Annotated in this window: 16 protein-coding genes and 1 tRNA gene; 13 read left to right on the top strand and 4 right to left on the bottom strand. The window is 45.9% G+C overall.

Annotation, left to right across the window (positions count from 1 at the left end; all coding sequences use genetic code 11):
* Positions 1-4 precede the first annotated feature (4 nt).
* Both BCF55_RS04605 and BCF55_RS04600 read right to left on the bottom strand, forming a co-directional pair.
* Positions 5-652, bottom strand: a complete 648-nt coding sequence (locus BCF55_RS04605) for a potassium channel family protein (protein ID WP_121010657.1) — start codon at positions 650-652, stop codon at positions 5-7.
* Positions 649-1986, bottom strand: coding sequence for a TrkH family potassium uptake protein (locus BCF55_RS04600; protein ID WP_245960398.1), 1338 nt, complete (start codon positions 1984-1986; stop codon positions 649-651). The genes BCF55_RS04605 and BCF55_RS04600 overlap by 4 nt, the downstream gene beginning before the upstream one ends.
* 33 nt (positions 1987-2019) lie before the next feature.
* Between BCF55_RS04600 and BCF55_RS04595 the strand changes: the two genes are divergently transcribed.
* The 11 genes from BCF55_RS04595 to BCF55_RS04545 all read left to right on the top strand — a co-directional run bounded on the left by BCF55_RS04595 (position 2020) and on the right by BCF55_RS04545 (position 9030).
* The gene (locus BCF55_RS04595; protein ID WP_121010654.1) at positions 2020-2733 is read left to right on the top strand and encodes a ribonuclease H-like domain-containing protein; all 714 of its coding nucleotides are present in this window, start codon (positions 2020-2022) and stop codon (positions 2731-2733) included.
* Positions 2734-2769: 36 nt separating this feature from the next.
* Positions 2770-2861, top strand: a tRNA-Ser gene (locus BCF55_RS04590).
* Positions 2862-2920: 59 nt separating this feature from the next.
* Positions 2921-3115, top strand: a complete 195-nt coding sequence (locus tag BCF55_RS04585) for a YgaP family membrane protein (RefSeq protein ID WP_121010650.1) — start codon at positions 2921-2923, stop codon at positions 3113-3115.
* Positions 3112-3510, top strand: a complete 399-nt coding sequence (ruvX, locus tag BCF55_RS04580; protein ID WP_121010647.1) for a Holliday junction resolvase RuvX — start codon at positions 3112-3114, stop codon at positions 3508-3510. The genes BCF55_RS04585 and ruvX overlap by 4 nt, the downstream gene beginning before the upstream one ends.
* Positions 3507-4481: an endolytic transglycosylase MltG gene (mltG, locus tag BCF55_RS04575; protein WP_121010644.1), complete on the top strand. Its 975-nt coding sequence runs from the start codon at positions 3507-3509 to the stop codon at positions 4479-4481. Before ruvX ends, mltG begins: the two co-directional genes overlap by 4 nt.
* A gap of 21 nt (positions 4482-4502) precedes the next feature.
* Entirely contained in the window at positions 4503-4931 is a 429-nt protein-coding gene (locus tag BCF55_RS04570; protein WP_121010641.1) for a DUF2267 domain-containing protein, read from the top strand.
* A gap of 27 nt (positions 4932-4958) precedes the next feature.
* The gene (gene corA / locus BCF55_RS04565) at positions 4959-5900 is read left to right on the top strand and encodes a magnesium/cobalt transporter CorA (protein ID WP_121010638.1); all 942 of its coding nucleotides are present in this window, start codon (positions 4959-4961) and stop codon (positions 5898-5900) included.
* Positions 5891-6343: a hypothetical protein gene (locus tag BCF55_RS04560; RefSeq protein WP_121010635.1), complete on the top strand. Its 453-nt coding sequence runs from the start codon at positions 5891-5893 to the stop codon at positions 6341-6343. The genes corA and BCF55_RS04560 overlap by 10 nt, the downstream gene beginning before the upstream one ends.
* On the top strand, positions 6327-7202 hold the full coding sequence (locus tag BCF55_RS04555; RefSeq protein WP_121010632.1) for an ROK family protein: 876 nt from the start codon (positions 6327-6329) through the stop codon (positions 7200-7202). The genes BCF55_RS04560 and BCF55_RS04555 overlap by 17 nt, the downstream gene beginning before the upstream one ends.
* On the top strand, positions 7202-8758 hold the full coding sequence (locus BCF55_RS04550; protein ID WP_121010629.1) for a hypothetical protein: 1557 nt from the start codon (positions 7202-7204) through the stop codon (positions 8756-8758). Before BCF55_RS04555 ends, BCF55_RS04550 begins: the two co-directional genes overlap by 1 nt.
* A 2-nt stretch (positions 8759-8760) precedes the next feature.
* Positions 8761-9030, top strand: coding sequence for an EscU/YscU/HrcU family type III secretion system export apparatus switch protein (locus BCF55_RS04545; RefSeq protein WP_121010626.1), 270 nt, complete (start codon positions 8761-8763; stop codon positions 9028-9030).
* Here the strand turns inward: BCF55_RS04545 and BCF55_RS04540 are convergent.
* Positions 8978-10306: an NfeD family protein gene (locus BCF55_RS04540; protein ID WP_121010623.1), complete on the bottom strand. Its 1329-nt coding sequence runs from the start codon at positions 10304-10306 to the stop codon at positions 8978-8980. The genes BCF55_RS04545 and BCF55_RS04540 overlap by 53 nt on opposite strands.
* Before the next feature lie 22 nt (positions 10307-10328).
* On the opposite strand from BCF55_RS04540, the gene rimI reads away from it, so the two are divergent.
* Both rimI and BCF55_RS04530 read left to right on the top strand, forming a co-directional pair.
* Positions 10329-10766 (top strand): ribosomal protein S18-alanine N-acetyltransferase, encoded by a 438-nt coding sequence (gene rimI, locus BCF55_RS04535; protein ID WP_121010620.1) that lies wholly within the window; start codon positions 10329-10331, stop codon positions 10764-10766.
* Positions 10767-10775: 9 nt separating this feature from the next.
* Entirely contained in the window at positions 10776-11108 is a 333-nt protein-coding gene (locus BCF55_RS04530; protein WP_121010617.1) for a nicotinate phosphoribosyltransferase, read from the top strand.
* Here the strand turns inward: BCF55_RS04530 and BCF55_RS04525 are convergent.
* Positions 11105-12136, bottom strand: a complete 1032-nt coding sequence (locus BCF55_RS04525) for a zinc-binding dehydrogenase (protein ID WP_121010614.1) — start codon at positions 12134-12136, stop codon at positions 11105-11107. The two genes, BCF55_RS04530 and BCF55_RS04525, sit on opposite strands and share 4 nt — an antisense overlap.
* Between the last annotated feature and the right edge of the window lie 18 nt (positions 12137-12154).

Genomic DNA, 12154 nt, shown 5'->3' with positions numbered 1-12154 from the left:
AGCTCTATTCCACTATACTATGTACGCTCTCTTCACTACCGAGTACGAGGAGAAGGTCTTTATCCTCTATAACGTCCTTAGCTGAAGGGTTTACGAGGACCTTATCCCCCCTCTTAATCGCCAGCACTGTTATGCCGTGCTTCTTCCTGAGGTCAAGTTCCGCTAAAGACTTGCCCGTTAACCTTTCGGGAGCTCTTATCTCAAAGATGCTGTAACCGGGTGCGAAAGGTATCTCTGCAACCATACCTGTTATGATGAGCGAGCGGGCAAGCTTAACGGCGGTTTCCATCTCTGGATACACTACCCTTTTAACACCGAGCCTGTTGAGAACCTCTCCGTGTAGAGGGTTTATCGCCTTAGCTATGATATCCTTTACCCCTCTGTTAAGCAGAAGAACCGTAACAAGGATACTCGCCTCTATGTTCTGACCTATGCTAACTATGACCGTGTCAGCTGTAAATATACCAGACTCTTCAAGGGCTTTCTCATCAAGGGCGTCTGCCACGTATGCGTGAGTGACAAACTCCTCTACTTGTCTGACCCTGTCCGGGTCTTTATCTATAGCGATCACGTCAACCTTGGCTTCTGCAAGAGTTTTAACCACATGGAACCCAAACTTTCCAAGCCCTATAACTCCAAATATCTTCTTCACAGGAGCAACCTCGCCTCAGGGTGTTTTATCCTGCTCTCCTCTTCTCTGCCTACGAGAGCCAATGCAAAACTTACTATACCAACCCTACCTACTATCATGCTCAGAACTATCAATATCTTACTAAAGGAAGAGAACTGGGCACTGAAACTCAATCCCTCACCACCTCCTACAGACAACCCTACAGTCGCAAAAGCAGAAACAACTTCAAACAGCGTGCTCAGGAAATCTTTTTCCTCAATACGATCTATGAGCAGATTAACAAAAGCTATATAAGTGAAAGCAAGAGCCATAACAACCATGGCACGATGTATCAAATCCTGGGGTATACTCCTGTTAAACACGACCACTTCACTCCTTCCCCTTACGTAAGATAAGACCGAGAGAAGTATGACCGAGAAGGTTGTTGTCTTTATGCCCCCTCCGGTACTCCCTGGAGAAGCCCCTATAAACATAAGAATCGTTAGGAGGAAAAGGGAAGACTCGGAAAGGGAGCCGATATCAACAGTATTAAAGCCGGCAGTTCTTGAAGATACGCTCAGGAACAGGGTTGAAAGTAGCCTCTCCTTCCAGTTGAGAGACCATATACCGTTGTAATGGGCAAATTCGGTAAGGATAAGCCCCAGCCATCCAAAAACCACAAGCATTATGCTCAGGGATAGTACAAGCTTTGTGTGGGTTGATAGCCTTTCCGTCCTTTTGGTGAACAGGAGGTAGATGTCGTGTATCACAAAGAAACCTATGCCCCCAAGGAATATGAGGGCTGAAATAACCAGATTGACGTAAAGGTCTCCCCTGAAGGGGATAAGATTATCAGTAAAAAGGGAAAACCCGGCGTTGTTAAAGGCGGATACAGAGTGGAAGAAAGCAGGAAACGCAGCTCCTGTTATCCCCATACTCGGTACCCAGTGAATATAAAGGAGAAGGCAGCCGGCAGCTTCTATAATAAAGACAAATAGAACGACTCTTTTAAGGAAGCGGACAAGACCGTAAACTCCGGGATAGTTCAAGGACTCTGATAGTATGAGCCGCTCCTTAACCCCTATCTTCCTCCGAAAGGTTATGAGGAGGAAAGTGGTGAGAGTCATATACCCAAGACCACCTATCTGTATAAGGGAGAGGATAAGCCACTTGCCTGTATCCGTGAGCTGGGTTTCTGTGTTTATAACTGTCAATCCTGTAACCGTTACCGCTGAGGTAACAGTAAAGAGTGCATCAATCGGAGACACCTTTGCCTTTGTTGTGGGTAATAGCATAAATAACAAGACCCCCACCGCTATAAGAGCTACGTAGGAGAGCAACACAGCCTGCGGTGGACCGGGTTTTGTAAACCTCACCTTTAGGAATTATAATCTTTCTCGGGGAGTCTTATGGAGGTTGTTGTATTTGATATTGAGACGGTATCTGTGGGGGAGGATAGCTTTGACGATAAGGACTGGGAGTATATACTCAAGTACGCTGAAACTGAGGAAGATGAAGAGAAACAAAAGGAAAGGCTCAGTTTCTGGGCTTTTACCGCCCACCTTGTAAGCGTTACCCTCTTAGACCTGTCTGGCAAGAAAGCCCTTGTTATGTACCTATCTAACGACGAAAATACAGAGGAGATAGAAAAGGATAGTTTTAAAGTCTTTATGAGGTCCTTCTCCATAGGAGAAGGTATTGAAGATGCGGAGAGGAAAATACTCCGGCACTTCTGGAAGAAGGTGGGAGAGAGAAGGGATCAAAGGTTAGTATCTTTCAATGGCAGGAGATTTGATTCGGTGTTCCTTATGCTGAGGTCTTTTATCCTGGGTGTAAAGGCAACCAGGAATTTACTTGGCAGCCGTTACAGCTACGAAAATCACCTTGACCTCCTTGATGCTCTCACCTTTCATGGACAGGGAAGAAAGTATTCCCTTGATTTCGTGTGCAGAAGGCTTGGTATTGAATCACCTAAAGAGCTCATGGACGGACATCAGGTAAAGGAGTACTTTTCCCAGGGTAGATACAGGGATATAGCCCTATACAACCTGCAGGATACAATAGTTACGGCAAAGATATACCAGAGGTTCTACGAGACTTTGGGGGATGTATTTGGGCTTTAGCCTTCCTTGCCTCTGAGCTAAAATAATAAACTCTAAGGAAGGGTGGCCGAGCGGCCGAAGGCGCGGCGCTGGAAACGCCGTGTACCCGGCTTCGGGTACCGAGGGTTCAAATCCCTCCCCTTCCGCCACTAAACTCCAGGTTTATAATAAAGACATAAACCTATTTAATTAAAGGAGGGTGAGAGCCATGGAAAAGAATATGGCTTCCTGGGACAGGATAGTAAGGATAATACTCGCAGTTGTATTCCTCTACCTTGCCTATGATAAAGGTGGAGCCTGGTGGGTTCTTGGCATAATAGGCATAGTCTTCCTAATTACCTCCGTAGTTGGCTTCTGCCCGCTCTATAAAGTGGTTGGATTTAAAACTGCAAAAGAGGCTTGAAAATTCTTGCTATAGATTTTGGAACTAAAAGGGTAGGGATAGCGGTAGGGGACACTGAGCTGGGAATAGCTGTCCCCAAAGGAGTTTTGAAGAATGACCAGTACCTGATAGATAAGCTGCTGGAAATTATCCACTCTGCGAAGGTGGAGAGGGTTGTGGTGGGTTTACCGCTGACGCCCTCCGGAAAGGAAGGAGAGAGGGCTAAACTTGTCAGGGAGTTTGTAGATAAACTGAGAGATAAGCTCCAGGATGTGAAGATAGAGCTTTTAGATGAAAGGTATACAAGTATGGAGGCTGAGAGGCGTTTAAAGAACCTTCCTCCGAAGAAAAGAAAAGAGATACTTGACGCTCTTTCCGCGCAGATTATCTTGGAAGATTACCTTCAATCCCGATGAGAAAGCTCATTTTAATTTCAACCCTCTTCATATTGACCTTGGGATACCTGACCTATGCCTTCCTGCCTGTGTACGTCAACACTAAAACCATTGACATTCCATATGGAACACCGACGCTGAGTATAATAGACACCCTCTACAGCGAAGGTTTAATAAGGAGCAGGCTTTCCCTCATAGTAATCCATGCTTTCAGGAAGGATAAGCTGGAGGCTGGAGAGTACGAGTTTAGCGGGTATGTATCACCCTTTGATGTTTATGAAAAACTATCTAAAGGACTTCATAAACTTCACAGGATAGTTGTTGTTGAAGGTAGTGATCTCTATGACATAGCAGAGATTTTAGAGGCTGAGAGTGTGTGTAAAAAAGAAGACTTCCTACGTTACGCTACATCGGAAACAACTGCAAAGAGTTACGGTCTTTCAACTCCAACAATGGAGGGATTTCTCTTTCCAGATACCTACTTCTTTTCAAAGAATACCCACCCCCTCAAGGTTATAGACACCATGTACAGGAACTTCTTAGAGAAAACCGTTGACCTCAGACCAAGCGTTGCCGAAAGAGGGCTGTCCCTTGAGAAATGGGTGACTATAGCCTCCATGGTGGAGAAAGAAACTTTTTGGGAAGAGGAAAAGCCCCTGATAGCAGCTGTTATATACAACAGACTAAAGAAGGGTATGAAGCTTCAGATAGACCCAACCGTTATATACGCCTTAAAAAGGAGAGGTGCATGGAACGGGAACCTGAAGAAAATAGACTTGCAGATAGAAGACCCTTACAACACCTACCTTTATTTTGGGCTTCCTCCAACGCCCATATGCAATCCGGGTGTATCTTCCCTAAAAGCTGCCATAGAGCCTGCTGATGTGGAATATCTGTACTTCGTTGTAGACCCAAAGAAGAGACGCCATATATTTAGCTCAACGTACTCCCAGCACAGGAAAAACGTAGCCCGTATGCGTAGAAGGAAATAGAATATAAGAAGGAGGTGGAGGATGGGACTCTTTGATGAATGGGTTCAGAAAGGACACGACTTTCTACACGACGTTATGAAGGAGCTTAATATTGAGGATGAGCATAGGGCTTTCAGGGTAACTAAAGCTGTCCTGCACGCTTTGAGGGATCGTCTTGACCCCAGAGAAGGAAAAGACTTTGTGGCTCAACTTCCCATGGTTCTGAAAGCTGTTTGGTGTGACGGCTGGGACCCGACCAGGGGTCCGGATAAGAGCATCAAAAGGAAGAGGGAATTCATTCAGAAAGTTATGAATGACCCAGGTCTTGTAAGGGGTATGGATATCCCCGAAGAAGAGGCTGAGAGGATTGTTAGAGGGGTTTTGAATGTGTTAAAGAAACATGTGACTTGGGGAGAGGTTGAGGATGCAATTCGTCAGCTTCCAGAGGAGATAAGGGAGCTTTGGGAATAAGCTTTCCCGTGGGTTAAAATTATTAACGTGATAAAGCTCTACTCTATCTCGGGAAGGGAGATTTCTGAGTGGGAATTCTCTGAATTTGAAAAGGCTCGCCGGAAGGGGATAATTTGGATTGATGTTTTAGACCCCGACGAGAAGGAGATAGCTTGGCTTGAGGAGAGTATAGGTTTTGAGATGCCCTCAAAGGAGGTTATGGGGGACATAGAGATAAGCTCCAAGTATACGGAGGTTGGAGATGCGATAAACATAAACATGTCTTTTGTTATCCAGCAGAAGGAGGAGATAATCGTTGAACCGGTTTTTTTCTTCATAAGGGAGAGATACTTCGTGACGCTGAGGTATAAAGATATACCTGCCGTGTTGATATTCCTGAACCGGCTTAAAACAAACAGGGCTTACATACAGTTCGCTGAATCCCTGTTTGGAGAGATATTGAGCATAGAGGTAGACAGAATCGGTGACAGACTTGAAATCCTTGGCAGGAGGATCAGGAACATATGGAAACACATATTCGTTGAGCAGTCCGAAGAGTTGATTAAAGACATAGCCTACTACGATGAACTTAACATAACCCTCAGGGAGTCTATAAATGAGAAGGTGAGGATCCTCTCCCGCTTCCTGAAAAGCCCCCTCATAAACGCCCAGACTAAGCGGGAGCTAAAGATACTCCTTGACGACCTGAGCACCTTGCTTGATTACACTTCCTTTTACATGGAAAAAATAGACAGCATACAGAATTCGCTGCTTGGTCTTATAACGATAAGACAGAATGAAGCTGTGAAGGTTTTTACCGTTCTGGCGACCATATTCCTGCCCGCAACCCTTATAGCAAGCATCTTCGGTATGAACTTTGAGTATATGCCAGAGCTGGGCTGGAAGTACGGATATCCGTACTCCCTAACGCTGATGGTTCTGGTAACCCTGGCTCTTCTTCTCTGGGTGAGGAGGAAAGGGTGGCTCTGAAACATAGGCTTAAATTTGAAGACCTGATTGTAGGAACCTTTGTGGTTCTTGCCCTTTTTTACCCTCTTCTCATAACCTTCTTTATATACTCCCAGAAGGAGGGGCAAACGGAGGAAATCTATGTACTCAGAACCGCTTATATATTCCTGGCAGGATTTGAAGGATGCCCGCCAGAAGCAGCAGCACGGATAGGAGGGTATATGGATACACAGCTACTGAAAGAGATGGGAGGTATTGACGGGCTTATAGAGTTATGCAACAGGAACAGGTTAAGTTTTCTGGAGGGTACACTCATTGAGGAAAGAATAGAGTACAAAGATAGCTCTGTTACGCTTAAAGCAAAGATGAAAGGTAAGGGAAAGGAGCTCAGATTTGAGATAACTGGTAGTAAGGATATAAACGGATTTAAAATTACCAGGTTAAATTATGCTGAAGGGAGTTGACATAGGAGGCACCTTCATAAAGGTGCTCTGGGAAGATGGAAGCAGAGAGAAGCACTTTATAAAAGACATTAAGGGTAACAGGGAGAGGTTTCTGGAAAAGTTAAGGGATATCGTCCTGGATAAGAACCCAACCGGTGTGGGGATCGCTGTTGCGGGCTTTACCTCAAAGACGGGAAAGGTATTCAAATCCCCAAATATACCCGTCCTTGATGGTGTTGAACTTCATGAGCTTTTCAAGGACAGCGATGTAAGGATAGTTGTGGGAAACGATGTGAGTGTGGCTGCCTTCGGAGAATGGTTCTTTGATAACAGAGACAGCGAGGTTTTACTCCTGGTTGCGGTTGGAACAGGTCTGGGAGGTGGTCTTGTTGTGGGTGGGGAGGTATTCTTTGGTGTTTGCGGTTCGGCCCTTGAGATCGGACACCACATAATACATAGTGGTGGCTATCCCTGTAGTTGTGGAAGGCACGGATGCTGGGAAGCTTACTGCTCATCCTATGGCTTACAGAGGATATACAGGGAGTATGGAGGGGAAACCTTAGGGGACTACGTTATAGTGGAGAAGGCTAAAAGCGGGGAAGCTATAGCCCTAAAAACTGTTGAGAAATTCAAGGAGTACCTGGCTCTTGGTCTCATGAATATGGTACACATATTCAATCCAGACAGGATAATTCTGGGTGGAGGGCTTATAGACGGTATGAGGGAGCTGCTTGAAGATATTGAGGAGAAGGTAAAAGAGCTCTCCGAGGATCTTCCTTCTTCCTGCCTGTCTATAAGGTTCTCAGATGCAGGCGAGTTTCTCGGTGCCAGAGGTGCTCTCGCTTTTATAAAGCAACATCAGTCCGATATAGATAGCTGATGGAAGGGAGAAGGATAGAAGGTGTATTTTTAGACACAGCTGTACTGCGTAACAAGGCTTATGAAGCTTATGAAACGGCAAGGGTCTATGAGCTACGTTTGCTCTCCAGGGTTCCTGAAGCCCTTCTCGCCTCTCTGGGAAACCCTGGTTCTCGTTTCCAGGCGACTGTGAAAGCCTTTGAGCAAGGAAGGGTTCTCCTTCTGCTTGAAAACGGGTACGAAGTTGAAGCTGAGAACAAACTTTCAATGCCTATAAAGGTTGGGGATGAGCTCACTCTTGTCCTTGAGTCAAAAGAGCCTATAACTTTGAGGGTGGTACGCTCCTTCTCCGGTATGAGAGGGGTTCAAGAGCTTATAAAGTCCCTTTCAGGTCTTGGTGTACAGCTCCTAAAAGGGCAGGATGTCAAGGGTGCAGTGGAAAACTCTGGATTGATTTATGAAAGAAAAGTTTGGGATTTCTTGAGAGGTGCCCTGAATGAAGACAACCTCGTGAGCGACTTGAAGTACCAGGTCTTGAGCTTTTTAAGGGCAGCGGATACCGGCAGTGTAGAGCGTCTTCTTAAGGATGTAAGCTTACCTGGCATACCAAAGGAGGAGGTAGCCCGCTTACTTGACTTGGCTAAGAGAGGGGAGAGGCTGGAATTCTTCCACGGGCTTTCTACCATTGAAAAGGAATTGCGAGAAAGGATACTATCTAACGAGCAAAGACTTCACTTCATAAGGGATACCGTTAAGCAACTCATACACTCAATGGTAAGAAGCCTTACAGAAACGGCTAAAAACCTAGGTCTGAGGCTTACCTTGAACGAGAAGACCTTTAGAAGCATGGAATCAAACCCTAAAGCAATCGGTATACTTAATGAAGCCCTGAAAAGTCTGGAGAACAATAAGTTTGTGGAGTTTGTTCAGAAGCTGAGCTTACTTGGGCTGAAGGTTGAAAATCCTGATGAACTTCCATTCCACAAGGCTAAAGTTGTATCCACGCTGAGGGACCTGGTCAGAGGTGCTAACACCTTTCTCGGTTCAAAGCTAAATACGGAGGATGTTGAGTTTATTGCCAGACAGGTAAGGGAACTTGTTGATGAGACTGAGAGGCTTCGTGTATTTACGGAAAGGTTAACAGCCGAACTTCCCAATAACCTGAAAGAGAATTTAATGAAGCTGGAGTATATAAGTCAGATGCAAGCCTTCTTGGTGGCTCAGGGGGGACAGAAGTTTGTTGTTCCTTTTGTAACTGAGGAGGGAAAGGGTGTACTCGCCTTCTCACTGGGGGACGTTTTTAGAATATTTGTAAAGCTTAACTTTGAGGAGGGTTTCCTAGGAATACTCATGGAAGCCCCTAGGAGAAGGGTTGATTCGGTAAGTGTGGTGTTCAAGACCGATATAGAGAGCCTCAGGAGGTCTATTGAAAGCTCACTACCAGAGCTGGAAAAAGGGCTAACCGACATAGGACTTAAAACGAAGAGGATAGAAATCCTAAAAGAAGGAGAGGAGGAATTTGATAGAGAACTTGGGGGAGAACTTGGAGAACGAAGCGTTTTTGACCTGAGGGTATGAGAATGGAAAAAAAGAAGAAGGCAGCGGCGCTCAAATACTCGGCAGGTAAAGACAGGGCTCCCGTTGTGGTGGCAAAGGGTGTAGGAGAGCTTGCAGAGAGAATAATAGAGCTTGCTAAGAAAGAGGGTGTCCCTGTGCTTGAAGACAGATACCTTATAGAAGCACTTTTAAAGATAGAGGTCTTTGAGGAGATACCCCCCGTGCTTTACGAGGCTGTGGCTAAAGTTCTTGTCTTTGTTCAGGAGGCTCGGAGGAGGGCTTCTCAACGATAAGCTTTAGCCCCTTTACAGCGACAACCCTAACAGCATCTCCCTTCTTGATGTCATGGCTACTTTCTGCATTCCATATTTCTCCATGGACAAGCACCTTCCCTTTTCCTCTCTCAAAGTCCGTTACAGCCTCACCTTCCTCCCCGAGCATACCTTCTGCACCGGTAAGCTTTCTCCTCCTCTGAGCTTTTAGTCCAAGCCTTCCGGCCACCAGAAAGAACAGAGCGCTGGCAAGAACAACGGCAGTTATAACAGATTTGGGAAGCTCCCCATAGGGGGATTCTGGCTCTATAAGAAAGAGGGAACCCAAAGCCAAGGCTATCACGCCTCCCAGCGCAAGAGCTCCAAAGGTAGGTGTTATCAGCTCTAAAACAAAGAGGAGTATCCCTAAAATTATCATAAACAGACCAAGCCAGTTCATGGATATGAGGGAGAGACCGTAGAGCCCCAGAAGGAGACATATAGCTCCCACCACACCCGGTATGACCGCTCCAGGATTGTAGAGCTCAAAGAATATTCCGTAAAAACCCAGCATCAGCAGGATATAAGCTACGGTGGGGTTGGTTATGATCTTCAGAAGCTCCTCTTTGAAGCTCTCCTCTATGTATACAACCTCCTCGCCTCTGACTTTGACTTCTATCTCCCTACCGAACTTATAGACTTTCCTGCCTTCTATTTTGTTAAGCAAGTCGTTCATATCTGTTGCTATGAGGTCAATAACTCGTTCCTTTAAAGCCTCTTCCGCCGAGAGGGAGAGGCTCTCCTTTACCATTCTTTCCACAACCTTTACATTTCTTCCCTTTTCCTTGGCTATACTCCTGACAAAAGCAAGCATGTCCTGAAGTATCTTTTCCTTCATAATGTCCCTATCTTTCTCTCCCTTGCCCTCTTTTTTATCCTCGCTCGGCAGACCTCCTATCTGGACAGGATGGGCTGCACCTATGTTTGTACCCGGTGCCATAGCCGCAATGTCTGCTGCCACCGTTATAATAGCTCCTGCTGAAGCCGCCCTCCCACCGGGGGGGTAAACAAAAACCACAACCGGGAGGTGGCTACCCTGGAACTTCTGGACTACCTTCCTCATGGATTCTGCTAAGCCTCCCGGCGTGTTCAGTTGGAGAACAAACACTCTACCTCCTTCCTTTTCAGCTTTAGTCAGGGCTCTATCTATGAAGTCGGCTGTTATAGGGGTTATAGCTCCATCCCACTTAGCAACGAATACTTTTGAAAAGGAAAAGCTGAGTATCAAGAGAAGACTGAGAAAAATTTTCAACGCCATGCATTAATTATAATTTCAGGCGATGGATATTCACGTCAGGTACATGACCCAGGAAGACCTACCAAGGGTTTATGAGATAAACAGGCTTTCCTTTACAACGGATGCATGGAGTCTGGACTCCCTGAAAAGGGAGTTCAACCTTTCCTACTCGTTGAAGTTTGTCCTTGAGGTTGGTGGTGAGATAGTAGGCTACGCTATCCTGTGGCTTATAAAGGAGGAAGCCTTTATAATGACCTTTGCTATAGCTCCCAAGTACAGAGGAAAGGGGATAGGTAAGCTGTTTCTGAGTGAACTTATAGACCGACTCAGAGAAAGTGCGAAGGTTATCCAGCTTGATGTGAGAAAATCAAACCTTCCTGCTATAAAACTTTACAGGTCCTTGGGTTTCAAGATAGTCAGGGAAAGACCCAAGTTTTACTCAGACGGGGAATCTGCCCTCGTGATGGAGCTTGAGCTATAATAGAGCACCATGAAGGTGTCCGATTATATAAAAGAAGGGCTTAAAAACTTCGTTGAGGGTGAAGCGGAAGGCAAACAGGGAGCCTATTCCGAGGGTGTCCACAAGGTAACGGTATTCGTCAAGTTTAAGGATGGAAAGGTCGTTGACTGCAAGTTTAATTCTACCAAGAGGTGTAAGAAACTCCTGGCTATAACCGACTATATGTGTGAGCTCTTGAAAGAAACAGGGAACCCACCTACCGTTGAGGAGTTACTCTCTAAGTTTCCGGAGGAGAAGGAGAAAGAGAAGATGGAAAACAGGGCGAAGATCGCCCTGAACGCCCTCAAGAATGCTCTCTCCTAATCTACTTTAAGTACAACCTTTCCAAAATGCTTTGAGTCTTCAAGATAATTATGGGCTTCTTGTGCCGCTTCAAGGGGAAAAGTTTTGTCAACGGCAGGCTTAAGCAATCCCCTTTCAAAGAGCTCAGTGATCTTGAACAGGGACGCCCGCCTACCCATATAGGTTCCCCTAAGGGATATCTCTCTGACGAATAGGTACCTTATATCTATGTTCGCCTGGCTACCTGTTGTTGTCCCAAAGAAGGTTAGCACACCTCCCTTTCTAAGGCAGGCTATGCTCTTTTCAAAGGTTGCGCTCCCTACGTGGTCCATAACTATATCCACCCCCTCCTTAAAAAGTCCCCGGACCCTTTTAACAACATCCTCTTTGTAGTGGTCTATAACCACGTCCGCACCAAGCTCTTTTACCCTTCTTGCTTTCTCTTCATTCCCGGCGGTAGCTATAACGAATGCTCCGAAGAGTTTTGCAACCTGTATGCCTGCAACACCAACACCTGAAGAACCGCCCCATATTAGAACCCTTGAATGAGGCTTCAGACTCCCCTTTTCAACCAGGGCGTTCCACACGGTAAGGAAGGTGAGTGGATAACTTGCAGCCTCCTCAAAGCTTAGATTCCTCGGCTTCCTTATCACATTTCTTGCAGGGACGGAAACGTACTCAGCGTAGCCTCCCTTGCTCATCAGACCCAGTATGTCGTAGCTCTTACAGAGATTGTCACGTCCGTTCTGGCAGTCGTAACAAACTCCGCATGATAATCCAGGAGCTATTATCACCTCATCCCCTTCCTTTACGTTGTTAACAAGGCTCCCAACTTTTTCAACCACACCGCTAACATCAGAACCAAGTATGTGGGGAAGTTCAGGCTTTACGGCAAGGGCTCCCATCCTTACCCATATATCAAGATGGTTTAGAGCAACAGCCCTTACCCTAACCAGAACGTGGTCCTCCTTGAGCGCTGGTTCTGGAAAGTTTTCAACAAGTTTCAAGTTCTCTATTCCACCGAAACCTTCCAATATTACCGCTTTCATATTCTCCTCCGGAGGATA

The organism is Hydrogenivirga caldilitoris (assembly GCF_003664005.1).
Classification (GTDB): domain Bacteria; phylum Aquificota; class Aquificia; order Aquificales; family Aquificaceae; genus Hydrogenivirga; species Hydrogenivirga caldilitoris.
The sequence above is the reverse complement of the archived record's forward strand: the minus strand, read 5'-3'. Positions and strand labels throughout refer to the sequence as shown.